The 25,649-nt window shown below is 74.7% G+C and carries 16 protein-coding genes and 1 pseudogene; 10 read left to right on the plus strand and 7 right to left on the minus strand.

All coding sequences use genetic code 11. From position 1 onward, the window contains the following. Nucleotides 1–13: 13 nt before the first annotated feature. Both AC1VWI_RS31470 and AC1VWI_RS31475 read right to left on the minus strand, forming a co-directional pair. A complete protein-coding gene (locus AC1VWI_RS31470) occupies nt 14–838 on the minus strand; it encodes a DNA-formamidopyrimidine glycosylase family protein (RefSeq protein ID WP_499514364.1) in 825 nt (274 codons plus the stop codon). A gap of 18 nt (nt 839–856) precedes the next feature. Further along, nucleotides 857–5,566, minus strand: a complete 4,710-nt coding sequence (locus AC1VWI_RS31475; protein ID WP_499514365.1) for an ATP-dependent helicase — start codon at nt 5,564–5,566, stop codon at nt 857–859. 112 nt (nt 5,567–5,678) lie between these two features. Between AC1VWI_RS31475 and AC1VWI_RS31480 the strand changes: the two genes are divergently transcribed. The 4 genes from AC1VWI_RS31480 to AC1VWI_RS31495 are packed head-to-tail and all read left to right on the plus strand — an operon-like array spanning nt 5,679 to nt 8,840. Next, nucleotides 5,679–6,527, plus strand: a complete 849-nt coding sequence (locus AC1VWI_RS31480) for an AraC family transcriptional regulator (RefSeq protein WP_499514366.1) — start codon at nt 5,679–5,681, stop codon at nt 6,525–6,527. Nucleotides 6,528–6,537: 10 nt separating this feature from the next. Then, entirely contained in the window at nt 6,538–7,266 is a 729-nt protein-coding gene (locus AC1VWI_RS31485) for an AzlC family ABC transporter permease (RefSeq protein ID WP_499514367.1), read from the plus strand. Next, nucleotides 7,263–7,571, plus strand: coding sequence for an AzlD domain-containing protein (locus AC1VWI_RS31490; protein WP_499514368.1), 309 nt, complete (start codon nt 7,263–7,265; stop codon nt 7,569–7,571). The genes AC1VWI_RS31485 and AC1VWI_RS31490 overlap by 4 nt, the downstream gene beginning before the upstream one ends. A 48-nt stretch (nt 7,572–7,619) precedes the next feature. Continuing rightward, entirely contained in the window at nt 7,620–8,840 is a 1,221-nt protein-coding gene (locus AC1VWI_RS31495; RefSeq protein ID WP_499514369.1) for a PucR family transcriptional regulator, read from the plus strand. A 7-nt stretch (nt 8,841–8,847) separates the two neighbouring features. Here the strand turns inward: AC1VWI_RS31495 and AC1VWI_RS31500 are convergent, their stop codons facing one another. After that, nucleotides 8,848–9,750: a hypothetical protein gene (locus tag AC1VWI_RS31500; RefSeq protein WP_499514370.1), complete on the minus strand. Its 903-nt coding sequence runs from the start codon at nt 9,748–9,750 to the stop codon at nt 8,848–8,850. 164 nt (nt 9,751–9,914) lie between these two features. Here AC1VWI_RS31500 and AC1VWI_RS31505 point away from each other — a divergent pair, with 164 nt between their 5' ends. The 6 genes from AC1VWI_RS31505 to AC1VWI_RS31530 all read left to right on the plus strand — a co-directional run bounded on the left by AC1VWI_RS31505 (nt 9,915) and on the right by AC1VWI_RS31530 (nt 20,930). Then, a complete protein-coding gene (locus AC1VWI_RS31505) occupies nt 9,915–11,090 on the plus strand; it encodes a hypothetical protein (RefSeq protein ID WP_499514371.1) in 1,176 nt (391 codons plus the stop codon). A 100-nt stretch (nt 11,091–11,190) separates the two neighbouring features. After that, the gene (locus AC1VWI_RS31510) at nt 11,191–13,632 is read left to right on the plus strand and encodes an ATP-binding SpoIIE family protein phosphatase (protein ID WP_499514372.1); all 2,442 of its coding nucleotides are present in this window, start codon (nt 11,191–11,193) and stop codon (nt 13,630–13,632) included. Nucleotides 13,633–13,779: 147 nt separating this feature from the next. After that, nucleotides 13,780–15,870 (plus strand): SpoIIE family protein phosphatase, encoded by a 2,091-nt coding sequence (locus tag AC1VWI_RS31515; protein WP_499514373.1) that lies wholly within the window; start codon nt 13,780–13,782, stop codon nt 15,868–15,870. A gap of 139 nt (nt 15,871–16,009) precedes the next feature. Further along, nucleotides 16,010–17,068, plus strand: coding sequence for an AraC family transcriptional regulator (locus tag AC1VWI_RS31520; protein ID WP_499514374.1), 1,059 nt, complete (start codon nt 16,010–16,012; stop codon nt 17,066–17,068). Between the two features lie 61 nt (nt 17,069–17,129). After that, entirely contained in the window at nt 17,130–18,089 is a 960-nt protein-coding gene (locus AC1VWI_RS31525) for a polyphosphate kinase 2 family protein (protein ID WP_499514375.1), read from the plus strand. Nucleotides 18,090–18,140: 51 nt separating this feature from the next. Beyond that, nucleotides 18,141–20,930, plus strand: coding sequence for a cation-translocating P-type ATPase (locus tag AC1VWI_RS31530; protein WP_499514376.1), 2,790 nt, complete (start codon nt 18,141–18,143; stop codon nt 20,928–20,930). Here the strand turns inward: AC1VWI_RS31530 and AC1VWI_RS31535 are convergent. The 4 genes and pseudogenes from AC1VWI_RS31535 to AC1VWI_RS31550 form a co-directional block, all read right to left on the minus strand. Continuing rightward, on the minus strand, nt 20,891–21,991 hold the full coding sequence (locus AC1VWI_RS31535) for a sensor histidine kinase (protein WP_499514377.1): 1,101 nt from the start codon (nt 21,989–21,991) through the stop codon (nt 20,891–20,893). The genes AC1VWI_RS31530 and AC1VWI_RS31535 overlap by 40 nt on opposite strands. Next, on the minus strand, nt 21,988–22,653 hold the full coding sequence (locus AC1VWI_RS31540; protein WP_499514378.1) for a response regulator: 666 nt from the start codon (nt 22,651–22,653) through the stop codon (nt 21,988–21,990). Before AC1VWI_RS31540 ends, AC1VWI_RS31535 begins: the two co-directional genes overlap by 4 nt. A 280-nt stretch (nt 22,654–22,933) precedes the next feature. Beyond that, nucleotides 22,934–23,650 (minus strand): HEAT repeat domain-containing protein, encoded by a 717-nt coding sequence (locus AC1VWI_RS31545; protein WP_499514379.1) that lies wholly within the window; start codon nt 23,648–23,650, stop codon nt 22,934–22,936. Nucleotides 23,651–23,722: 72 nt separating this feature from the next. Further along, nucleotides 23,723–25,574: pseudogene (locus AC1VWI_RS31550) on the minus strand (Na+/H+ antiporter NhaA). Between the last annotated feature and the right edge of the window lie 75 nt (nt 25,575–25,649).

Genomic DNA, 25,649 nt, shown 5'->3' on the forward strand with positions numbered 1-25,649 from the left:
ATCTGACGGTCCGTCAATTGGTGTGGCGCGGCGCCGGCGCGGACGCGGGCGCGGGGCCGCGCTGGCATTGCGGGCACCAGTACGTCGCACGGGTCTGGCCGGGCGGGCCCAGCTCGGCGACGCGGATCGCCGTCCCGCAGCGCAGGCAGCCGTGCCGGTCCCGGCGGTACACCCAGTGCGTCCGGCCGCGCCGGGTGTCGCCGGTGGTGATGTGGCCGTGCCGGGTCTTGTTGGCCTGCAGCAGCTTCCTGGCGAGCTCGACGACCCGCTCGGGCTCGGGGACCTCGCCGACCGGCATCCAGGGCGTGACGCCGCGCAGGAAGCACACCTCGCACTTGTAGACGTTGCCGATGCCCGCCAGATTGCGCTGGTCCAGCAGCGCCTCCCCGACCGGCCGGGCCGGGTCGGCGGTCAGCCGGCGCAGCGCCTCGGCCGGATCCCAGTCCGGGCCCAGCAGATCGGGACCGAGATGGCCGACGGCCCGGTCCTCCTCGGCGGTGCGCAGCAGCTCCAGCACGGGCAGCCGGTAGCCGACGGCGACCCGCTCGGCGTTGGCGAGGACCGCCCGGACCTGGTGGTCGGGACCGCCCCGCCAGCGCTCACCGGGTGCGTACAACTGCCAGGAACCGTCCATGCGCAGATGCGAGTGGAGGGTCAGCCCGCCCTCGACCCGGATCAGCAGGTGCTTGCCGCGGGCCACGACCTCCTCCACGCGGCGTCCCGACAGGTCGGTCGTCGCCAGCCGCGGCACACGCAGGTCCGCACGGAGCAGGACGTGCCCCGCCAGCGCCCAGTGCAGCCGGTGCGCGGCCAGCCAGATCGTGTCGCCCTCGGGCACGGATCCCCCTGTTCCCGTTCAGGCCCGCAGCCGCAGGCCGCGGGGTGTCGCATGGAAGCCGGCCGCCTCCAGGGCCCGGCCGAGCACCGAGGTGAGGGCGGACTCGCCGTTCGTGCGTTCCACCGTGAGCCGGCCGAGCGCACCGTCACGCACGGCCAGGGCGAGCGCGTCGGCGGCCGCCTGCAACCGCTCCTCGTCCGCACTGCCGCCGCCCCGGCCGTCGCCCTCCGCCGCGGAGGTGCCGGGCCAGGCCAGCAGGGTCTTGCCGCCGCGCTCCACGTACAGCGTGAGCTCGCCGTCGACCAGGACGACCAGGGCCCCCGCCTTGCGCCCCGGCCGGTGGGTCACCCCGGCGGGCTGCTCGGGCCAGGGCAGGGCGGCGCCATAGGCGTTGGCCGGGTCGGCCGCGGCCAGCACCACGGTGCGGGCCTTGTCGTGCCGGGCGTCCTCGCGGTCCCGGGCGTTGCTGATGGCCCGCAGTCGGTCCACCGCGCCGTCCATGGCGAACTGGGCCGCGCCCAGCCCCTCCACGACGTAGCCGCGGCGCGCCTGGCCGGTCTCCTCGAAGGCCGACAGGACGCGGTACGCGGCGGAGAAGCCGCCCTCCACACCCTCGGCGGCCACCGCCCCCCGCGTGACCACGCCGTGCCGGTCCAGCAGCGCGTGGGTGAGGGCGTGCGCCCGGTGCGTCGCGTCGGGCTCCGCCTCCGGTACCAGGGACCAGCGGCCCGCCGTCGTCGGCGGCCCGCCCCGTGACGCCGTCACCCGGGGCGCGGGCCGGCCGGTGCGGGCCGTGAAGGCGCCGTAGCGGCCGCGGGGCACCGCGCGCGGCGCCCGGTGCGCGGTGGAGCCCGCCGTACGGCCGGAGCCGAGCAGGGCGCGCAGCGGCGCGAGCGTGTCGTTGGTCAGCCGGCCCGACCAGGCCAGCTCCCAGACCACCTCGGCCAGTTCCGGATCGGACAGCTCGTGCCCGGCGGCGCGGACCTGTTCGGAGATCTGCCGGAAGAACAGTCCGTAGCCGCCCGAGAGCCCGTCCAGGACCGCGTGGTGCACCGGGGAGAGCTCCAGCGGCTGGGGCTGCGGCAGCAACAGGGGCGCGGTGTCGGCGAGGTACAGCGACAGCCAGCCGTCCTTGCCCTGCAGGGCGCCGGCCCCCGCCCACACGATCTCGCCCGCCGACGTCAGCTCGTCGAGCATCGCCGGGGTGTAGTCCGTCACTCGGGCGGGCAGGACCAGCTTCTCCAGGGCCGAGGCGGGGACGGCGGCGCCCTGCAACTGCTCGACGGCCCGCACCAGGCCGTCGAGGCCGCGCAGGCCGTGCGTGCCCACGTGCTGCCACTGCGGCAGGAAGGTGGCCAGCGTGGCCGGCGGCACGGGTTCCAGTTCGTGCCGCAGCGCCGCCAGCGAGCGCCGCCGCAGCCGCCGCAGCACACCGGCGTCGCACCACTCGTGGCCCGCGCCGCCGGGCCTGAACTCGCCCTGCACGACCCGGCCGGACGCGGCGAGCCGGTGCAGGGTGCCGTCGGCGACGGCGGTGCCCAGGCCGAAGCGCTGGGCGGCCTCGGCCGAGGTGAACGGCCCGTGCGTACGGGCGTAGCGGGCCAGCAGATCCGCCAGCGGGTCCTTGACGGGCTCGGTGAAGGCCTCCGGCACACCGACCGGCAGGGCGGTGCCCAGGGCGTCCCGCAGCCGCCCGGCGTCCTCCACGGCGGCCCAGCGGTCCACGCCCGCGACGCGGACCCGGATCGCCCGGCGCGCGCCCTCCAGCCCGGCCGCCCAGCCCGGTTCCGCGCCGCGCGCGGCCAGCTCGGCGTCGTCCAGCGGGCCCAGCAGCCGCAGCACGTCGGCGACCCCCTCGGGGCCCTTGATCCGCCGGTCCTCGGTGAGCCACTGCAGCTCTTGCTCCAGTTCCACCATCACGTCGGCGTCGAGCAGCTCGCGCAGCTCGGCCTGGCCCAGCAGCTCCGCCAGCAGCCGGGAGTCCAGCGAGAGCGCCGCGGCGCGCCGCTCGGCCAGCGGCGAGTCGCCCTCGTAGAGGAACTGCGCCACGTAGCCGAAGAGCAGCGACTTGGCGAACGGCGACGGTTCGGGCGTCGTCACCTCGACCAGCCGCACCTTGCGGGACTCGATGTCGCCCATCAGCTCGACCAGCCCGGGGACGTCGAAGACGTCCTGCAGGCACTCGCGGACCGCTTCCAGCACGATCGGGAACGAACCGAACTCCGAGGCCACCTGGAGCAGTTGGGCGGCCCGCTGGCGCTGCTGCCACAGCGGCGTGCGCTTGCCGGGGTCCCGGCGGGGCAGCAGCAGCGCACGGGCCGCGCACTCCCGGAACCGGGACGCGAACAGCGCGGAACCGCCGATCTGGTCGGTGACGAGCTGCTCGACCTCGCCCTTGTCGAAGGCGACGTCGGCGGCGCCGACCGGGGACTGGTCCGCGTCGTACTCGGTGCCCTGCCGCGCCGGGTCCACGTCCAGCAGGTCCAGGCCCATCAGATCCGCGTCCGGCAGCCGCAGCACGATGCCGTCGTCGGCGTGCATCACCTGCGCGTCGAAGCCGTACCGCTCACCGAGCCGGGCACCCAGCGCGAGCGCCCAGGGGGCGTGGACCTGGGCGCCGAAGGGGGAGTGGACGACCACCCGCCAGTCGCCCAGCTCGTCCCGGAAGCGCTCCACCACGATGGTGCGGTCGTCGGGCACATGGCCGCAGGCCTTGCGCTGCTCCTCCAGGTAGGCCAGCACATTGTCGACCGCCCACGGGTCCAGCCCGGCCGCGGCCAGCCGGGCCCGGCCCTTGCGCGGGTCCAGGGCCGCGACCTCGCGCAGGAACGCACCGAGGGCGCGGCCCAGCTCGAGCGGACGGCCGAGCTGGTCGCCCTTCCAGAACGGCAGCCGCCCGGGCACGCCCGGGGCGGGGGAGACCAGCACCCGGTCGCGGGTGATGTCCTCGATACGCCAGGAGGTCGTACCCAGGGTGAAGACGTCTCCCACCCGGGACTCGTAGACCATCTCCTCGTCGAGCTCGCCGACCCGGCCGCCGCCCTTCTTCGGGTCGGCGCCGGCCAGGAACACCCCGAACAGCCCGCGGTCGGGGATCGTGCCCCCCGAGGTCACCGCCAGGCGCTGTGCGCCGGGCCGGGCCGCCACCGTGTTCGCCACCCGGTCCCACACCACGCGCGGCCGGAGCTCCGCGAAGGCGTCCGACGGATAGCGCCCGGCCAGCATGTCCAGCACCGCGGTGAACGCCGAGTGCGGCAGTGCGGCGAAGGGCGCAGCCCGGCGTACCACCGCCAGCAGTTCGTCGACGTCCCATGTGTCCAGCGCCGTCATCGCGACCAGTTGCTGCGCCAGGACGTCCAGCGGGTTGGCCGGGATGCGCAACGCCTCGATCGCGCCCCTCCGCATCCGCTCGGTGACCACCGCCGACTGCACGAGGTCGCCGCGGTACTTGGGGAAGACCACCCCGGTAGAGACCGCCCCCACCTGGTGTCCCGCCCGGCCCACGCGCTGCAGCCCGGACGCCACCGAGGGCGGCGACTCCACCTGGACGACCAGGTCCACCGCGCCCATGTCGATGCCCAGCTCCAGGCTGGACGTGGCGACGACGGCCGGCAGCCGCCCGGCCTTGAGGTCCTCCTCCACCAGGGCGCGCTGCTCCTTGGAGACCGAGCCGTGGTGCGCCCTGGCCAGCAGCGGCGGCGCCCCGCGCGCCGCGCCGGACTGCGCCATGATCTCCGCAGGCGGTGCGCCCTCGGGCAGGGGCTCGCCCATGGCCCGTTCGTAGGCGATCTCGTTGAGCCGGTTGCACAGCCGCTCGGCCAGGCGGCGCGAGTTGGCGAAGACGATCGTGGAGCGGTGGTCCTGCACCAGGTCGGCGATGCGCTCCTCGACGTGCGGCCAGATCGAGGGCCGGGGGTCGTCGCCCTCGGTGGCGGGGGAGCCGCCGAGCTCGCCCAGGTCCTCGACGGGGACGACCACCGACAGGTCGAACTCCTTCTGCGACGGGGGCTGGACGACCGTCACCTTGCGCTGCGGCGACAGGAAGCGCGCCACCTCGTCCACCGGGCGGACCGTCGCCGACAGGCCGATGCGCCGCGCGGGGCGCTCCAGCAGCTCGTCCAGCCGCTCCAGCGACAGCGCCAGGTGCGCGCCGCGCTTCGTCCCGGCGACGGCGTGCACCTCGTCGAGGATCACCGTCTCGACACCGCGCAGCGACTCCCGGGTCGAGGAGGTCAGCATCAGGAACAGCGACTCGGGGGTCGTGATCAGGATGTCCGGCGGCCGGGTCGCGAGCGCGCGCCGCTCGGCGGCCGGGGTGTCGCCCGAGCGGATGCCCACCCGCACCTCGGGCTCCGGCAGCCCCAGCCGCACGGACTCGTGCCGCAGGCCGGTCAGCGGACTGCGCAGGTTGCGCTCCACGTCGACGGCGAGCGCCTTCAGGGGCGACACGTACAGCACGCGGCAACGGCGCTTGGCCTCGGCCGGCGGCGGCGTCGACGCCAGCCGGTCCAGGGCGGCCAGGAACGCCGCCAGCGTCTTCCCGGAGCCCGTGGGGGCCACCACGAGCACGTCGGACCCGCCGGCGATCGCCCGCCAGGCCCCCGCCTGCGCGGCGGTGGGCGCGCTGAAGGCCCCCGTGAACCACGCGCGCGTGGCGGGGGCGAACGCGTCGAGGGCCCCCGCCGGATCCCGCTCCTCCGGGGTGGCCCCAGTGCTCCGTCGCGACATGCCATCCATCCTGCCTCGCCCCACTGACAAACCGCCCCCCCTCCGTGCACGTACGCGGTCTTTCCCGGGCAGGGCGGGCGGGAGGAGGGCGGGTACGGCGCAGAATGGGGGGATGGGGTCGGACGAGCGGGCGCGGTTCTGGAGGCATCCGGGCTTGCCGGACGTCGATCTCCTGCGGGCGCGGTACGTGCGCAAGACGTTCGTCCGGCACACGCACGAGTCGTTCGTGATCGCCGGCATCACCCAGGGAGTCGAGGCCTTCCACCACCACGGCACGATCGAGCGGGCGGGGCCGGGGGCGGTGGCGCTGATCAACCCCGACACCGCGCACACCGGGCACGCGGGCGTGCCCGAGGGGTGGACGTACAGCGTGCTCTACCCCGGGGCGGACGTCGTGGCCTCCGTCGCGGCGGAGACGACGGCGATCCGCGGGACGGTGGGCTTCACCGTCGCCGTCGCAGAGGACCCGTACGCCGTGCACCTGGTCACCCAGGTGCTGCGGGCGGCCGACCAGGGCAACGCGCTCGCCGCCGACACCATGATGCGGCTGGCCGTCGCCCGGCTGCTGCGCGCCCACGGGGGCACGCTGCCCGAGCGCGCCCTTCTCACCGCCGGCGCCCGCAACGCCGAGCGGGCCCGGCAGGTCCTGGAGGCGCGCCTCACCGACCCGCCGCCGCTGGCGGAGCTCGCGGCCGGGCTGGGCACGAGTCCCTTCGCGCTGCTGCGCGGCTTCCGCGACCTGTACGGCATGCCCCCGCACGCCTGGCTCACCGACGCCCGGGTCCGGCGCGCGCGGCGACTGCTGGACGACGGGACGGCACCGGCCGAGGCCGCGGTGGCCGTGGGCTTCACCGACCAGCCCCATCTGAACCGCCACTTCACGCGGATCGTGGGGGTGCCGCCGGGCGCGTACCAGCGGGAGCGCAAGAACGTACAAGACGGCTCCAAGGGCGCGGCCTAGCGTCGGGCAGGTGACCGCAGCACCCTTGGAAGCCGGCCGGCGCCGGCAGCACCCACCGTCGTCCGTGAAGCCGCGTTCCGAGGTGGTCCGTGACGCCCTGGGAGTGGGCGTCGCCGTCGGCCTGTCCGGCTTCGCCTTCGGAGTGACCTCGGCCGGGGCCGGGCTGAGCCTGTTGCAGACCTGCGCGCTCAGCCTGCTGGTGTTCACCGGCGCCTCGCAGTTCGCGCTCGTCGGCGCCCTGGGCGCGGGCGGCGCTCCCTTGGCGGCCGCCGCCGGGGCGTTCTTCCTCGGGGTGCGCAACGCCTTCTACGGGCTGCGGCTGTCCGAACTGCTGCGCGTCCCGCGCGCACTGCGCCCCTTCGCGGCGCAGTGGGTGATCGACGAGACGTCCGCCGTCGCCCTGGCGCAGCCCGACCGGGCGAGCGCCCGGCTGGGTTTCACGGTCACCGGCGCCACCCTCTACGCGCTGTGGAACCTGACCACGTTCCTGGGCGCGTTCGGCGCCGCCGCGCTCGGCGACCCGGCCGACTGGGGCCTGGACGCGGCCGGTCCGGCGGTCTTCCTCGCGCTGCTCGCACCCATGCTGCGGGACCGCCGCGAGCGGGCCACGGCGGCGGTCGCCGTGCCGCTCGCCCTGGTGTGCCTGCCACTGCTCCCCGCCGGGGTGCCCGTCCTGGTCGCGGCGCTGGCCGCACCGCTCGTCCTGGCCGTGACCCGCCACAAGGAGGCCGACCGTTGAGCACGTGGATCGCCGTGGGCGTCACCGCCTTCGGCTGCTACGCCGTGAAACTGCTGGGCCTGTCCGTTCCCGCGGGCTTCCTGGAACGCCCCGTCGTGCGGCGGCTGGCCGCGCTGCTGCCCATCGCCCTGCTGGCGGCCCTCACCGCACTGCAGACCTTCGGGGACGGGCGCGGCCTGGTGCTCGACGCGCGCGCCGCGGGTCTGGCGGCGGCCGGCGTCGCCCTCCTGCTGCGCGCCCCCTTCCTCGTGGTCGTCGCCGTCGCGGTGGTGGTGACCGGAGCGCTGCGGGCCGTCACCGGGTGACGGGTTAGTGTGACCCGTCACAACGGATGCGCAAGTGAGGGTGGGACGATGGCGGTCGACTCCCTGCCGGTCCTCTCCGACGCGGCCCGCGCCCTCGCGGCGCGCTGCGAGCACAGGGTGAACGAGATCGCCCGCTCCATGACGACGCGCGCCTTCGCCGACCTCCCCGGCTATGCCGAACTGCCCGCGGACGTCAAGGACGGGGAGCTCGCCGCCACCGCGCGCCACGGCCTGCGGCTCTTCCTGCGCCGGGTCGTCCACGGCACTCCCGCCGAGCGGCCGGAGCGGGGCGACTTCGACCGCTTCAGGGAACGCGCCGCCCAGCGGGCCGAGGAGGGGCTGCCCCTGCACCTGGTGCTACGCGGCCATCTGCGCGGCACCGCCGTGCTGTGGCGGGCGCTGCGGGAGGTGGCGCGGCCGGGCGAGGAGGCCGCGCTCGCCGAACTCGCCGACGTCCTCATCGGCATCCAGGAGGGCATCGTCGGCGCCGTCTCCGAGACGTACCTGGACGAGCAGAGCACGCTCGCCGCCGAACGCCGTGAGGAGCGCCGCGCCCTGGTGCGGGCGCTGCTGGACGGCTCCCTGCCGCCGGAACGGTTCCCCGCCGGGCGGCTGGGCCTGGCGGGCGGCGCCCTCGTGCTCGCCCTCCACTTCCCGCCAGAGGACGCCGCCGGCCGCCCCCCGGCGGCCGCGCACCGCAGGCCGCGCCGGGCCCAGGCCGCGCTGGACCGTGCTTTCGGCACCGAGGTGCCGGCCCTGCTCGACGACACCGGCGGCCACGCCGTCGTCCCCGGCCACCCGGTGCTGCCGGGCGGCGACGACGCGCTGCTCGCACCGCTGCGCCGCGCCTGCTCCGCGGACGTGCGGCTGGCCGCCGTCACGGCCGCAAGGCCGGAGGACATCCCCGGTGCCGCCCGCACGGCGACGGAGGTGCTGAGGGTGGCGCGCGCCGGAGGGCTGCCGCCGGGGCTGCACCGGCTCGACGACGTGCTGCTGGAGTACCACCTGTCACGGCGCGACGAGAGCAGCGACCGCATAGCGGCCCTGCTCGACCCGATCGCGGGCCGCCAGGACCTGGTCGAGACGCTGCGGACCTACCTGGGCAGCCGGCAGGAACGCCGCAGCACCGCGCGGCAGTTGGGGCTGCACCCCAACACCGTCGACAACCGGCTGGCCCGGATCTGCGAACTCACCGGGCTCGACCTCGCCGCGCCGCACGGCACGGCCCTGGCGCTGGCCGCGCTGCTGCTGCGCGACGCCGCCGGGTGAGCCGTCCTCAGGCGAGGCGTCCGTACGCCCGCAGGGTGAGCAGCGCGTCGAGGGTGACCAGCGGCCGCCACTCCAGCAGCGTCCCGGGGGCCCACGCGGCCCGGCGCGCGGGCCAGCCGCCGTCGTCCTGCTGGCCGGCCGCCAGGAAGTCCAGCGCGCGGTCCATCTCCGCGTCCGTGAACCACTCCCGCGCCGGGGAGTCCGGCGTGCGCGCGTAGTCGTACGCGAAACGGTGTTCGCCGTCCGGGGATCCCGGCGGCGGCGCGGCCTCCGGGTGCCGCCCGGGGTCCAGTACGACGAGCCGCTGCTCGCGCACGATCCGTCCCAGCCGCGCCGCCGCCGCCCGGGCCCGCGCCCGGTCGGGCGCGTGGTCCAGGAACGCCATCGCGGCCACGACCTCGCCGGGGTGGGTCTTGTCGAGGGTCTCGATCGCCTCCCAGCAGAAGTCCGTGGCCCGGAACAGCCAGGCGTGCCAGACCTCGTTGCGGTGCAGCGTGCCCACCACCGGCCCGGTGGCCAGCAGGTCGCCCGGCGGGCTGTCCACCAGGGGCAGCCAGGGGGCGACCGGGAAGCCGCGCAGCGAGGGGTGGAGCGCGGGCAGCGCGCCCTCCTGGGTCGACACGGCCGTCACGTAGCGGCAGATCCGCTCGGCGCGCTGGCCGGCGCACCTGCCGATCTCGTCGAGCACGCGCAGCGCGTGGGCCACGTGCAGCGGCTGGCTTACCGTGCCGCGCAGATCGGGCTCGAGGGCGTGGCCGTAGCCGTCGTCGCCGTTGCGGTAGGCGGTCAGCGCGGTCTCCACCGCGTCCGCCGGGCCGTTCCGGAAGTGGTACGCGAACCTGCGCTGCTCGAGCACGCGTGCGGTCAGCCACACGAAATGCTCGGCGCGTTCTAGCGGGGTTGCTGACATGTGCGCACAGTAGGCCTCCGTAAGCGCTCTGCACACAGAAGTGCGCAGGGAGCACCCTGGCGTGCGACCACGCGCCCCCCAGTACGGGTCATCCGCCGCCGGGAGTTGACGGCTCTGGCACCCCCCGGACTTAATGTGCCGGAAAGCACGGGGGAGGGGGCACGGTGGACGATCCACTGCTGTGGCGGGCCGGTTCCGGGGAACTGGCCGACTGGCTCGACGGTGTGCGGCGGAAGCTGCTCGGGGACACGGTCGCCGGGTACGACGTGTGGAGCGGTCCGGTTTTCCCCGACTACGGGAGCGTGATCCACCGGGCCGGTGACACCGGCGCCCTCGCCCGGTTCCTCACCGCCGAGGGCGCCGACGCGCTGCGCGCCACCACGCACCGCGGTGCCCGGCAGGGGGAGACCTCGGTCGAGCTCCGCGTCGAGGACCGCGCCGGCGCGGACGCCCTGCGCATCGTGCCGTCGGGCGAGCGCGCGGGCACCGTACGCCTCACGGCCCCGGTCGCCGATCCGGCCGCGCTCGCCGCATGGCTGACCCAGTTGTCGCCGCTGCTCCCCGTACCGGTCCCGCGCCGGGAGGCGTCGGCCCATCCGCTGCCCGAGCCGCTCGCCGTCACCCTGTACCACCGCGCCGGCGACGTCCTGATCGGCCTGGAGGCACGCGACGGGCGTCCGGCCGGTTCCGGGCTGCGCCCCGCGGACGACCGGGTGCTCGTCCGCACGCGGCCGGACACCCTCGCACACGAGTCCGGGCTTCTCCTGCACCCGGCCGTCCTCGAACGCAGGCCCGTCACCACGGCCGGCGAACTGGCCCGGTGGCTCGGCGAACTGGACGCGGCCTGGGGGGCGCGGCCGGCGCTCTCCGCGCTCACCGGCCGTGCCGCCCGGGCCGTCCTGCCGTACGGCAACCTCCGCGCGGAGGTGCGGAAGATCGAGCACGGGACGCCGTTGCTCATGGTCGGCCGGCCCTTCGGCCCCGAGGTGACGGCCTCCGGGCCCCCGGAGCGGCTCGCGCGGTGGGCCGGGCCGCTGCTCGGGGTGGTCGTGCACCAGCGGGCCGCGTCCTCGTCGCGCCGTGCCCTGGTGAGATGGCTGCGCGGGGTGGAGGAGTCGGTGTTCGCCGGGCCCGCCGCGTGGACGGTCACCGCGTCCGCCGCCCCGCCCGGCGTGCTGCCCGGGACCCCCGTCACCACCGCCGAGCTGGCCGCCCTTCTGTCGGGCAGCCCGGACGGCGGCGTCCCGGGAGTGGACCGCCTCGCCCCCGGCGAAGTCTCCCTGAGGGGCGCCGGCGCGGCGTTCGGCCGGGTCGACGTCACCGGCCGCCCCGCGCCCTGAGCCGTCGGCGGCGACGGCGCCCGACCGGGCCCGGTGGCGATGCGCGTGCGGGCTCCCGGGGGTTTGAATGGGAGGGGGAACCACGACATCGGACGACCGGGTGACTACACACACCGACCTGGACAACCTCGGCTCGCCGCGTGACGGCAGCGGCGCCCTGTTCGTCGTCGACGGGCACGGCGACGTCCTCATGTGCACCGGATCGGTGCACGAGCTGACCGGACGGCCCCCCGGGGCGGTGTGCGGACGCCCGGTCGCCGAACTCCTGACGGCCCCGGAGGTGTGGGCACGACTCCTCCCCGCGGCGGGCGCCGCCGAAGCGGAGGACGACGCCGAGCTGCGGCACAGCGACGGCACCACGGTCCCGGTGCGGCTGCGGGTGCAGCCGACGGCCGCGGGCGGCGGGCCGGCCGGGGGGATGGTCGTGACCGTCACACCCCGCGCGGTGGCCGAACGCCGCAAGGAGGACGAGGCACTGCTCAGGGCCCTCTTCCAGCAGCGGCACGTCGGCCTCGCGATCCACGACATGGCGCTGGAGACCACCCGGTTCAACCTCGTCTCCGGCATCGACCTCCCGCCGCAAGCCGGCGTCCGCGTGGATCCGACGGACTGGACCGTCGAGGACGTGCTGCTCCCCAAGGACGCGGCGGCCCTCCGGGAGCAGCTGAGGCACGTGGCCGAGACCGGGGAGCCGCTGATCGACTGGGTGCACAGCGCCCGGCGCCAGGGGACACCGGACGTCAAAAGGGTGGCGTCCTTCTCCGCCTTCCGCCTGCACGGCGCGAACGACCGCCCCGTCGGGGTCGCCGTCATCTTCACCGACGTCACCCAGGAGTACGCCGCCCGCCAGCGCATGGAGTTGATGCACGCCGCCGCGGAGGGCATCGGCCGCAGCCTGGACGTCGCCAAGGTCGCCCAGGAACTCGTGGACGTGCTCGTCTCCCACCGTTTCGCCGACCTGGCCGCGGTGGACCTCACCCACACCGTGCTGATCGGCCAGGAGCCCGGCGAGTTCCGGCTCGGTGCCCCCTTCCGCAGGGTCGCGGTGGCCTCCTCCGACGGATCGTGGCCCCCCGAGATCCACCCCCGGGGCGCCGGCTTCCGCCTGCGCAGCCTGGAGAGCGACCACCTGCGCGGTGGCGCCGCCGTCTTCAGGTCGGACCTGACCTCCTGGCGCGAGGGCCTGGCCGGGGACCTCGAACGCAGCCGGCTGCTGCTGCCCGACACGGCGGCGTCCTTCCTGAGCGTGCCGCTGATCGCCCGCGGCCTCGTGCTCGGCGTCCTGGTGATGTGGCGGACCGCCGCCCTCCCGCCGTACGGCCTGGGCGACGCCGGCCTCGCGGAGGAGCTCGCCTCGCGGGCCTCCCTGGGCCTGGACAACGCCCGCCGCTACACGCGCGAGCACCGTACCGTCGAGGCGCTCCAGCGCAGCCTGCTCCCGCCGTCGATCACCGAGACCACCGGGGTGCTGACCGCCGGCAGCTACGTACCGGCGGGCACGACGGAGGCGGTCGGCGGCGCCTGGTTCGACGTGATCCCGCTGTCCTCCAGCCGGCTGGCGCTGGTCAGCGGGGACGTCACCGGCCACGGTCTGAACGCGGCGGCCACCATGGGCAGGCTCCGCACGGCGGTGCAGACCCTGGCCGACCTCGACCTGCCGCCCGGTGAACTCCTGGCCCACATGGACGACCTCGTCGTCAGGCTCGGCGACGTCGCCCCGCCGCACGGCGAGGACCAGGACGGCACGGCGGGCGGCAGCGCGGTCGGCGCCACCTGCCTGTACTGCGTCTACGACCCCGTCGAGGGCCGCTGCGAGATGGCGAGCGCCGGGCATCCCGCGCCGGTGTACGCCGCGCCGGGCGCCCCCGCCCGGGTGATCGGCCTCAAGCCCGGTCCGGCGTTGGGCGTGGACAGCCTGCCCTTCGAGCCGGTCGGCTTCGAGGTCCCCCCGGGCAGCGTGCTCGCGTTCTTCAACGAACCGCTCCTGTCCCACCCCGACGGCTCCGCGCAGGAGCGGCTCGCACGTCTGTGCTCGGTGCTCGCCACGGACCCCGGCGGGACCCGCACCCCCACCCAGACCGGCCGCGCGATCCTCGACGAACTCCTCGCCGAACCGCCCGGCGACGACGTCACGCTGCTCGTCGCCCGCATGCGCCCCCTGCCACCCGGCTCCGTCGCCACCTGGGAGTTCCCCGCCGATCCCGCCGTCGTGGCGCGGGCCAGGACCGCGGTGGAGAGCCAGCTGCAGCTGTGGGACCTCAAGCACCTGGCGTTCACGACCGAACTCATCACCAGTGAGCTGGTCACCAACGCGATCCGCTACGGCGGCGACCCCGTCGGGCTGCGCCTGATCCGCGACGACACCCTGGTCTGCGAGGTGTCCGACCCGAGCCAGACCCAGCCCCGGCTGCGCCGGGCCCGGCTGTCCGACGAGGGCGGCCGCGGGCTGTTCCTCATCGCCCAGCTCTCCAGCCGCTGGGGCAGCCGCTACACCGCGGGCGGGAAGACCATCTGGGCGGAGCAGCCGCTGTCCGAGTCCTGAGGCGGGCGGGGCGGCGTGTCCGGGCGGTGTCAGGCATCCGGGCCGCCCGGGTCGCCGGTTGCGGTGGTTCGCGCGGAAGCTGGGAGGACGGCCGTAGGCGGGGCCCGTCCGGTGTCCACCGGGCGGGCGCCGACGGAGGTGGTTCCAGTGGCGCACGGCAGCCCGCCCGCTCCCATGGGTGACGCGGAGGCGGCGATCCTGCGTGCCCTGTTCACCCAGTCGCCGGTCGGCCTGCACGTCCTCGACCCGGACCTGCGGGTGGTCCGCGTCAACATGGGCACCCCTGCCATGCGCGGGGTGCGCTCGGAGGACCTCCTCGGGCGGTACTTCCGCGACGCCTATCCCGTCGTATCGCCCGACGACGTGGAGATGCGCCTGCGCCAGGTGCTGGAGACCGGCGTCCCGCTGATCGAGGACCTCGTGCGGACGTACCCGCTGACCGGGGACGGCGAGGCGCACTCCTACTCGGTCTCCGTCTTCCGGCTGGAGGACCCGGACGGGACGGTCCTGGGCGTCGCGCTCGCCGTGGTCGACGTGACCGAGCGGGAGAAGGGGCGTGCCCGGATGCGCGTCCTCAACGCGGTGCGCGATCGCGTGGGCCGCACCCTGGACGTGGTGGTGACCTGCGAGGAACTCGTCGGCGCCGTGGTGCCCGCCTTCGCCGACGTCGTCGTGGTGGAGGTCGTCGACGACGTGGTCCGCGGCGACGACCCACCGCTGTCGCCGCTCCCCCTGGGGACCCCGCTGCGGCGGGCCGCGTTCGGGAGCAGCGCCGGCCTCGGGCAGCCCCAGGCGTACCCGGTGGGCGACGTGCGGAGCCTGCCCGACCCGACCCCGTACACCCAGGCGCTGTCCGACCTGCGTCCCCGCGTGGTGCGGCTGCACGCCGGGCTGCCGTGGCTCGCCACCGACCCCGCCCGCGCCGAGGCGATCCGTGCCTCGGGGACGCAGACGCTGCTCACGGTGCCGCTGACACTGCGCGGGGCGGTACTCGGGCTGATCAGCCTCTACCGCACGGAACGGCTGGAGCCCTTCACGGAGGACGACGTCGAGATCGCGCTGCAGCTGGCCGACCACACCGCCCTGTGCATCGACAACGCCCGCCGCTACACCCGGGAGCACAGCGTCGCCGCCACGGTGCGGCGGCAGCTGCTGCCCCGTCGCCCCGTGTCGCACACCGCGCTGGAGACCGCCTACCTGTCGGCGGCGAGGGAGAGCGCGGCGGGGTCCTGGTACGACACGATCCCGCTGTCCAGCGCCCGCACCGCGCTGGTCGTCGGGGACGTGGCGGGACAGGGCATCCACGCCACCGCCGGCATGGGCCAGTTGCGTACCGTCATCCGCTCGCTGAGCGCGTTCGACCTGGGGCCCGACGAACTGCTGGCCCGGCTCAACGACATCACGACGCACCTGGCGGCCGAGCGCGCCTCACTGCCGCCCGCCGACCCGCTGCACCGGGAGGCCCTCACCGCCGCCTGCATGTACGCCGTGTACGACCCGCTGACCCGCCGATGCACGATGGCCCGCGCCGGTCATCTCGCGCCGGTGATCGTAGCGCCGGACGGCAGTGCGCAGATCCCGGAGATCCCGGACGGGCCGCGGCTGGGCACCGCAGGGGGGACGCCCTTCGCCGCCGCCGAGCTCGACATCCCGGAGGGCAGTGTCCTGGCCTTCACCAGCTCGCCGGTGCTGTCCCTGCACCTGGCGGGCGGTTCCACACCGCTCAAGGGCGGCCGGCCGGGGTGGGACCGTCCGCTCCAGGACCTCTGCGACGAGATCATGTACACGCTTCCCGGGGGCGTCGACCGGGGTGTGCCGATGCTCCTGCTGGCCCGCACACGCCCCTTCCCGCAGGACCGCGTCGCCGCCTGGCCGCTCGCGGACGACCGCACTGCGGTCGCCACCGCGCGGGCCCTGGTCCGCGACCGGCTCGCCGAGTGGGGAGCGGACGAGGACACCGTGTTCAACGCCGAGCTGATCGTCAGCGAACTGGTCACCAACGCCATCCGCTACGGGAGCCCCCCGATGCGGTTGCGCCTCATCAACGACCGGATGCTGACCTGCGAGGTCCGGGACACCAGCCCCGCCGCCCCGCACCTGCTGCACGCGCGCACCGTGGACGAGGGCGGCCGCGGGCTGTTCATCGTCGCCCAGCTCGCCGACCTGTGGGGCACGCGGTACGCGGAGGACGGCAAGACGATCTGGACCGAGCAGGCCCTCCCGGCCCCTGCGGGCTGACCGGCCCGCCCGCCGGCGGCGAGGTCCACGAAGGCCGGGCCGGGCACCTGGTGCCGTGCTGGGTTGCCGACCCCGCCGCGTGCCCGGCCCGGCGTGACGGCGGGCTCGTCATTCCCGGACGGAGAGGGGGTGCGCGCCGTTGCGGCCCCTGGTCCGTACCGCCGCGCTCAGCGGATACGCCGAGCTGAGCCGCTCCCTCGGCATCGACCCGCGGACGCTGATGAGGCGCGTGGGCCTGGACGTCGCGACGCTCGCCCTCCCGGAGCGGTGGATCTCCGGCGCGGCCGTGGCCCAGGTGCTGGGACTCTCGGCGGAGGCCTCCGGGCACGAGGACTTCGGGCTGCTCCTCGCGGAGTTCCGCCGCTTCCGCGACCTCGGCCCCATCGGCCTGGTCGTCCGTCAGGAGCCCGACGTCCGCGGTGTGCTCGGCGTCCTGATCCGGCACCAGCGCGTGTACAACGAGGTGCTGGACGCCCGGCTGTCCGAGACGGACGGACTCGCCACCCTCAAGGTGGGCGTACGGCTCGGCGTGCCGATGGAGGCCCGGCAGGCCACGGAACTGGCCGTCGCCGCCTACCACCGGACCCTGCGCGAGGTGCTGCACCCCCGCTGGCAGCCGCTCTCGGTGTGGTTCGCCCACCCCGCACCGGCGGACACGGTGACCTGCCGGCGGCTGTTCGGCCCGGTCGTGGAGTTCGACCGGGCGTTCGACGGCATCCTCCTGCGGGCCGACGACCTCGACGCCCGCAACGCCACCGCCGACCGCCCGCCCGGGTACGCGGGCGGGCAGCCGCAGGTGCTCGCGGGTCCCCGGGACGCCACCGTCGTGGACCGGGTGCGGGAACTGATCGAGGTGCTGCTGCCCTCCGGCCGCTGCTCGATCGAGCAGGTCGCCCGCAGCCTCGGCGTCGACCGGCGCACCCTCCACCGGCACCTGACCCGTTCGGGTGAGACGTTCTCCTCGCTGCTCAACGCCGCCCGCATGGACCTGGCGCGGCAGTTCGTGGCCGGCCCGTGCCGGTCGCTCACGGAGGTCTCCCGGCTGCTGGGCTTCTCGTCGCTCAGCGCGTTCTCCCGCTGGTTCCACGACCGGTTCGGCTGCAGCCCGCGGGAGTGGCGCAGGTGCGGGCAGGACCGGCCGCCGATCCGGTCCGTGGCCGGCGCCGCCCGTTCAGGCGAACGGACCCGGTCCGTTTGACGCACCGTCCGGGGCGGCGGACCGTGGCGGGTATCCCCGCTCGTAGAAAGGCCGGACGGCGATGGCGGACATTCAGGCCAGGCGCATAGCCGCGTTCATCGAGCCGCTGCGTGTGAAGCCCGGATCCACCGTGGACCTGGCCAGGGACTTCGACCCCCGGTACAAGGGCAGCCTGAAGAAGCGGGACGGCGTCGGACTGCTCAGCACGGGCGTGTCGCTGCTGGCCGAGTACCAGGCGCGGCTGGCCGCCCAGGACACCTACGGGGTGCTGCTCTGCCTCCAGGCACTCGACGCCGGGGGCAAGGACGGCACCATCCGTCACGTCATGAGCGGGGTGAACCCGCAGGGCGTGCGGGTCAGCAGCTTCAAGGTGCCCTCCGCGGAGGAGCTCGACCACGACTACCTGTGGCGCTACGCGCAGCGGCTGCCCACGCGGGGCGAGATCGCGATCTTCAACCGCTCCCACTACGAGGAGGTCCTCGTCGTCCGGGTGCACCACGAGGTCCTCCAGCGGCAGAAGCTGCCGGAGCAGCCCAGGGGCGCGGGCATCTGGGAGCGCCGCTACCGGGAGATCAACAACTGGGAGCGCTACCTGACCGACAACGGCTTCAAGGTCGTCAAGGTCTTCCTCAACCTCTCCAAGGAGGAGCAGCGCGCCCGCTTCCTGAAGCGGATCGACCTCCCCGAGAAGAACTGGAAGTTCTCCGCCGCCGACGTGCGGGAGCGCCGCCACTGGGACGAGTACCAGAAGGCCTTCTCCGAGATGCTGTCGGCGACGAGCACCAAGCACGCCCCCTGGTACGTCGTCCCGGCGGACCGGAAGTGGTTCGCGCGGATCTGCGCCGCGGCGGTGCTCGCCCACACGCTGATGGAGATCGACCCCCGGTACCCCACGGTCGGCGAGGACGCCCGGCGCGACCTGCTCGCCGCCCGGCGGGAGTTGGAGGCCGAGGCCCCGCAAGGGGCGCCGGCCGACCCGTACGCGGCCCGGCGGCGGACGAAGGACGCGCGGCGCCCCTAGCCCCGGGGCCGACGGACCGCCGGACGCAGCGACCGGATCGGAGGCAGGACGATGACGGTGCAGCCCCACCCGGAGGGGGAACGGCCCGCGTCACCGGAGGGCTGGTACGCGCGGTCCCCGCAGGACGTCGCCATGGCGTTCGAGGTCGACCCGGACGCCGGCCTGCCGGCGGCGCGGGTGACCGAACTGCTGGCCGCGCACGGCCCGAACGCGCTGCCCGAGGAGAAACCGCCGCCGGCGTGGCGGCGCTTCCTCGACCAGTACCGCAGCTACATGCAGATCATCCTGGTCGCCGCGGCCGTGGTCTCGTTCCTGATCTCCCAGTGGAGCACCGGCATCCTCCTGGTCCTGCTGACACTCCTCAACGCGGTCGTCGGGCTGCGCCAGGAGGGCAAGGCCGAGAGCGCGATGAACGCCCTGAAGTCGATGATGAAGGCGACCGCGCGGGTGCGGCGCGACGGCACCGAGTCGGAGATCCCGGCCGAGGGCGTCGTGGCGGGCGACATCGTGCTCATCGCCGCCGGCGACCAGGTGCCGGCCGACGGGCGGATCGTCCGGGCCAACGCCCTGCAGATCGACGAGTCCGCGCTGACCGGCGAGAGCGTCCCCGCCGTCAAGGACACCGGCGCCCTGCCCGCGGGTGCCACCCCCCTCGGGCCCGGCGACCAGACCAACATGGCCTTCATGAACACCCCCGTCACCCACGGGAGCGGCGTGCTGATCGTCACCGGCACGGGCTCGGGCACGGAGCTCGGGAAGATCTCCGGGATGCTGTCGGCCACCGCCAAGGAGCAGTCGCCGCTGACCAAGGAGCTCGACGACCTCACCCTGTGGATCGCCGCGGCCGCGGGCCTCACGATGGTCGTGATGTTCGCCCTCGGCCGTGCCCGTGGCCAGGAGTGGGACGCGCTGTTCGTCAGCGCGGTGTCCCTGGCCATCGCCGCGATCCCCGAGGCGCTGCCCACGGTGACCCAGGTGATCCTCTCGGTCGGCAGCCTCAACCTCGCCCGGCGCAACGCGATCGTGAAGGAACTGCCCTCGGTCGAGACCCTCGGCTTCACCTCCGCCATCAACTCCGACAAGACCGGCACCCTGACGATGAACCAGATGACCGCCGTCGAGGTGGTCAGCCCCACCGACCGCTACACCGTCTCCGGCACCGGCTACGGCCTGGAGGGCAGGATCCACCACGCCGCGGGCTCCTCCGCGGGCATCGAGGACGCGATCCTGCCGTACGTGCTGGCCAGCGACGCCAAGCTGGTGGACGGCACGGTGGTCGGCGACCCCACCGAGGGCGCGCTGCTCGTCCTCGGCCACAAGGCCGGGCTGGACATCGAGGCCACCCGCGAACGGCTGCCCCGGCTGGCCACCCTGCCGTTCGACCCCGGCTACAAGCTGATGGCCACCTTCCACTCGGCCACCGACGTCTCGGGCCGGCCGGTCGTACGGTGCTTCGTCAAGGGCGCGGCGCCGGCCGTGATGGCACGGGCCGCGACCGCGCTGTCCGCCGGTACGACCGTCCCCTGGGACGACGACCTCAGCCGGCGCGCCCAGGGGGCCACCGAGCGGATGGGCGGCGAGGGACGCCGCGTCATGGCCGCCGCCACCCGCGATCTGGACCCCGCAGGCTTCGACCCGGCCGGCGACCTCCTCGCCCTCGTCACCGACCTGCGGATGACCAGCCTCGTCGGCATGATCGACCCGCCCCGCGACGAGTCACGGGACGCGGTGGCGGACGCCCAGGCCGCCCACATCAGGGTCCGCATGGTCACCGGCGACGACGTCACCACCGGCGCCGCCATCGCGCGGCAGCTCGGCATCCCCGGCGAGGCGATGCTCGGCGCGGACTTCGCCGCGCTGCCGGAGGAGGAACGGCTCGCCCGCATCGACGGCATCGGCGTGGTCGGACGGGTCGCCCCCGAGCACAAGGTCCTGCTCGCCGACACCCTCAAGAAGAAGGGCGAGGTGGTGGCGATGACCGGCGACGGCGTCAACGACGCCCCCGCCATCAAGGCCTCGGACATCGGCATCGCCATGGGCAGCGGCACCGACGTCGCCAAGAACGCCGGCCGCATGATCCTGTCCGACGACAACTTCGCCACGATCATCCACGCCGTGGAGGAGGGCAGGAAGCTCTACGACAACCTCACCAAGTACATCCGCTTCGTCCTCCTGCTGCTGGTCACCTTCGTCCTGACCTTCCTCGGCGCGACCCTGCTCAACATCGCCGCCGGTGAACCCTTCACCCCCGCCCAGGTCCTGTGGGTGCACTTCGTCGTCAACGCCCCCTTCGGCTTCGCCCTCGGCTTCGACCGGGAGAGCCCCGGCCTGATGCGCCGCACGCCCCGGCCCCGCGGGCAGTCCGTGCTCACCAGGCCCGTGCTGATCACCGTGGGGCTGAGCGGGCTGGCGGTCACCGTCATCCTGCTGGCCCTGATCAAGGTGGGGGAGAGCCACTTCCACAGCGCCGCCGTCGGCAACTCGATGGCCTTCACCGCCTTCGCGCTCTGCCTGATCGTGGCCGCGTTCGAGTGCCGCAGCGAAACCGCCTCCGTCCTCACGACCACCACCTTCGACAGCAAGCAGATGAACTGGGCGGCCCTGGGCGAGTTCGTCCTCGCCGTCCTGGTGACCCAGATGGACGGCTTCCGCCGCATCCTGGGCACCACCGGGATCAACCTGCGGCAGTTCGGCTGGGCCCTGCTGTCCGCCGTCGTCCTGCTGCTCCTGTGGGAGCTCGGCAAGCTCCTGGCACGCCGGGTGCAGGCGGCGGCCGCGGAGCGGGGCCGGGCGGCGCCGCTTCAGGTGCCCGCGGCGGGCAGTTCCAGCCTGAGCTCGTAGCCGCCGTCGGCCGTCGGGCCCGAGGTGACGGTGCCGCCGAGCAGCGCGGCGCGTTGCCGCAGGCCCACGAGGCCGTAGTGGGCGCTGGGCAGGGGGAGCGCGGGCCGGGTGGGGGCGGTGTTGGTGACCGTGACCCGGACGGTGCCGCCCTGACGGTGGATCCGGACCCGTGCGGAGGCCCCGGGCGCGTGCTTGCGCACATTGGTCAGCGCCTCCTGGACGGTGCGGTACACCGCGCGCTGCACCGTCGGCGGCAGCCCGTCCGGCAGGTCCGGCTGCAGCTCGGCCTCGATGCCGCTGCCGCTCACCAGCCGTTCCAGGTCCGCGAGGGAGGGCTGCGGGGTCAGCTCCGTGGGCCGGCCGCCGGCGGCGCGCAGCACGCTCACCATGTGCCGCAGCTCGTCCAGCGTCTGCACGCTCAGCCGCCGGATCGTCGCCGCGGCCTCCTTGACCTCGGCGTCCTGCGTGCCGACCTGGAGCGCCCCGGCCCGTACGGCGATCAGGCTGACCTGGTGGGAGACCACGTCGTGCATCTCCCGGGCGAGCTGGGCGCGCTCCTTGGCCAGTACGGTCTGCGCGGTGAGCAGCCGCTCGTGGTCACGGGCCTCCGAGATCTCGGTGAGCCGCAGCGACAGGTCCCGCCGGGCCTGCACGAGCTGGCCCAGGAAGACCGGTGCGGCGGCCGTCGCCGCGGTGTAGCTCAGGGTGATCAGGGTCGAGGGCTCGGACAGGTCGAACTTCGGCGCGGGCCACGGCGCCATGTCGGCGATCGTGAAGGCCAGCGCGCAGCCGGCCAGCAGCCACCGGCGCTGGGAGAGCGAGGCGAGGGTGTAGAGCGCGGCCAGCGTGGCGAAGGCCGCGTCCGAGACCAGCACGGCGGGCAGCGCCAGCACGAAGGTGACCAGCGGCAGACGCCGGCGCAGCATCAGGGCGACGGCGCCGCCCAGGGCGCACCCGAGGCGCACCGGCTCCTCGGGGTCGACGTTGACCCAGATGTCGAACAGCGCGACCGCGACGACGACGAGGTCCACCACCACGGGCGCCGGACGCCGGAACCTCATCCGCCCTCACCGTCCTGCGGTCGCTTGAGCAGCCCCGCGCGCTCCGCGAGCAGCGCGGCCTGCACCCGGCTGCCCACCTGCAGCTTGGTCAGGATGGCGCTCACATGATCCTTCACCGTGCCCGTCCCCAGGTGCATCCGCCCGGCGATGTCCGCGTTCGACAGGCCCTCGGCGACCAGGAGCAGGACGGCGCGCTCGCGCTCGGTCAGCCGGGCCACGCCACGGGCCGCCGACTCCTGCGGGCCGGCGCCCAGGTAGCCGTCCACGACCGTCCGGGTGACCTTGGACGACAGCACGGCACCGCCGTCGGCCAGGGTCCGCACCAGGAAGGGCAGTTCCTCGGGGTCGGTGTCCTTCAGCAGGAAACCGGCCGCGCCCGAGCGGAGCGCCGTGGTCACGTACTCGTCCATGTCGAAGGTCGTCAGCATCGCCACCACCGGAGGCTGCGGCAGCCGCCGGAGCCCGGCCAGGACGGTGAGGCCGTCCACGTCGGGCATCCTGATGTCCAGCAGGACGACGTCGGGCTGGGCGTCCTGCGCCGTACGGATCGCCTGCCCGCCGGGCACGGCACCCACGACCTCGATGTCGTCCGCCGCGTCGAGGATGCGCTGGAAGCCCGTACGGATCAGGGCCTCGTCGTCGACCACCAATACCCGGATCACGTGTGCTCCACTCACCACCGGACCCCTGCCCGATTCCTACCACGCCGCGCGCCGTCCGGCAGGGCACCGGGCCGCGTCCGCCCAGGTGACGGGGAGCGCCGGGCGGGGGCGGGTGCGGTTCCGGACGACTGCCCGACGGGGTGCCGCGGGCGGTTTCCACAACCCTGGAGCACTGACCAACGTAACACCGGGTGCGCCGCGGGCCACGGCGCGCGCGGTCCGGCGGTGCCCGGCAGGTTCGTGTCCCCCGTGCACCGCCCCGGCCCTCCGGCCCGGCCGATCAACCGGCGTCGTCCCGGGCGGGGAAACGGGCGAGTGCGACGGGCACCCAGGAACGGACCCTGACGTCGGGGTCGTCCGCGAGCCCGCGGATCGCCGGCAGGGTCTGCGGGCACCGTGCGGAACCGAGGCTGCTCAGCGCCGAGATCCGCACGCCCGGCGATGTGTCGGAGAGCAGCCCGGTCAGGACGTCGGCGGCCCGCGGATCGGTCCCGCAATGCCCGGTCAGCGCCCCCGCCACCGCGCGGCGGACGCCCTCGTCCGGGTCCCCGGCGGCCCGCGCGAGCCGTTCGACGTCGGACGCGTGCCGCACGTAGCCGAGCAGCCAGAACGCCGTCCGCCGCAGTTGCGGGTCCGGATCGAGGGTCCAGGGGAGCAGCAGTGCGCGGGCGGAGGCGGGGTCCTCCTCGGCGAGGTGGGTCAGCTGGGCCGTGAGGGAGTCCTGGTCGTCCCCGAGGTCCCGGGCGTGGGCGCGCAGCAGCGCGGGCAGCGAGGCGCGGCCCGCCGTGTGCACGAGGATCCCGGCGAGTACGGCGCGTGCGTACCAGCCCCGCGCCTCCACCGCGGCCGCGAGGTGGGCCTCCAGCGCCGGGACGAGGGCCGCGTCACGGGCGGCGAGCACCCGCGCGTCCAGTACGTGGAGGGCGTCGAGGTCCGCGTCGGGGTCCGCCAGTCCGGTGGCGAGGGCCTCGAGGTCGGCGACCACCGTCTCGTCCACGGGACGTCCCTCCCGGTTCAGTGCTGCGGTACCGGGAGCCTACGGGCGCGGTACGACAGTGCCTGCGGGGCGTCAGTGGTGGAGGGCCGTCTTCGCGCGCTCCAGCGCGCCGCGGACCCCGGCCGAGAGGCTCTCGATGTCGTACGCGCGGTAGTGGCGGCGGCCGTTGATGAAGAACGTCGGGGTCCCCGACACATTGCTCAGGTCCGCGGACTCGGCGTCCTCGGCGACCCGGACCGCGACGGAGCGGGTCTCCACGTCGCGCCGGAAGCGCTCGATGTCGAGCCCGATCGCCGTGGCCAGCCGTTCGAGTCCCCGCGAGTCGAGCGCCTGGGGGTGGGCGAAGATCTGGTCGTGCATCTCCCAGAAGCGGTCCTGCTCGGCGGCGGCCTCCGTGGCGCGGGCGGCCTGGACGGCGTGGGGGTGCACGTCGGCGAGCGGCAGGTGGCGCCACACGTAACGGACGTCGCCGAAGTCGGCGAGCAGGTCGCGGATGACGGGCTCCGCCTCGCCGCAGTAGGGGCACTCGAAGTCGCCGTACTCGACGACGGTGACCAGGGCGTCGTGCGGGCCGCGGACGTGGTCGCGCTCCGGGTCCACGGGGACGGCCAGGTCCTCCAGTTGCTGCGACCTGCCGAGCAGCGCCCGCCGGCGCACCGCCCGGGGCAGCCGGTTCAGGACGAGCGTGACGCACCAGGTGAGCAGGAAGGAGAGGACCACCGCGGTGAGGATGCCGATCTTCGCCTCGGCGAGCCGTCCGCCCTGGAACGCGCGGTCCGCGATGAGGAGGGCGATGGTGAAGCCGATGCCGGAGATGGTGCCGCCGGCCGTCACCGCTCCCCAGCCGACCGCCGGGCGCAGCCGGCCGCGGCTGAGCCGGGTGGTCAGCGCGGAGGCGCCCACGATCCCGAGCGGTTTGCCCACCACGTACGCGACGACGATGCCGAGGGTGACGGGGGAGGTGAACGCGGCCGCCAACTGCCGTGCGTCGATGGTGATGCCGGCGTTGGCCAGGGCGAAGGCGGGGACGATGAGGTAGCTGGTCCAGGGCCGGAACAGCTCCTGCAGGCGGGAGTTGAGCGAGACCGACAGCGCCAGACCCCGCCGGGCGCTGCGCTCCAGTGCGGGTGTGGGCTGCTCCCTGAAACGCAGGTAGAGCGTGCTGGCCCGGCGCAGGTCGGCGCCGCGCGCCGGGTGGTCGCAGGCCATGAGACCGAGCGCCAGCCCCGTCACGACCGGGTTCCACCCCGGAGCCGAGCAGGGCGAACCACACCGCCACGCCGGTCAGCGCGTAGGCGGCGCCGCGGAACTCGCCGCAGGTCCGCACGATGGAGTTGGCCGCCCCGATCCCGACGGCGAAGAGGCCGATGGCGACGAACAGTTCGGGCCACGAGATGCCGCTGGTGTACGCGAACGCGATGACGGCGAGCGCGATGAAGTCGTCGACGACGGACGCGGTCAGGATGAACGCCCGGGTGGCCGCGGGGAGTCTGCGGCCCAGCAGGGCGTACATCCCGAGGGCGAACGCGGTGTCGGTGGAGATCACGGTGCCCCAGCCGCGCGCTTGCGGGGTGCCGTGGGTGAAGGCGAGGTAGAGGGCGAGCGGTACGAGCATCCCGGCGAGTCCGGCCATGGTCGGCAGGGTGATCCGGGTCCGTTCGCGGAACTCGCCGAGGTCGAACTCCCGGCGGGCCTCCAGGCCCACGATGAAGAAGAACAGCGTCATCAGCCCGCTGTTGATCCACTCCCGCAGGTCGAGCGACACCCCCCGTGAGCCCAGCGTGAGCGACAGATGGGTGTGCCACACCGACTCGTAGTTGCCCGGCGCCAGGTTGGCCCAGGCCAGGGCGGCGACCGTGGCGGCCAGCAGGAAACCGGCGCCCGCCGTCTCGGTGCGCAGGAACCGCAGGCGCGGAGTGGTCACGCCGGGGCGGCGCGGAGTCTGCCCCGTTGCCCGCAGTGACGAGAACGCGCTCACCCGCACATCGTGGCACGAGCC

This window comes from Streptomyces sp. TOM-9, from assembly GCF_056858595.1.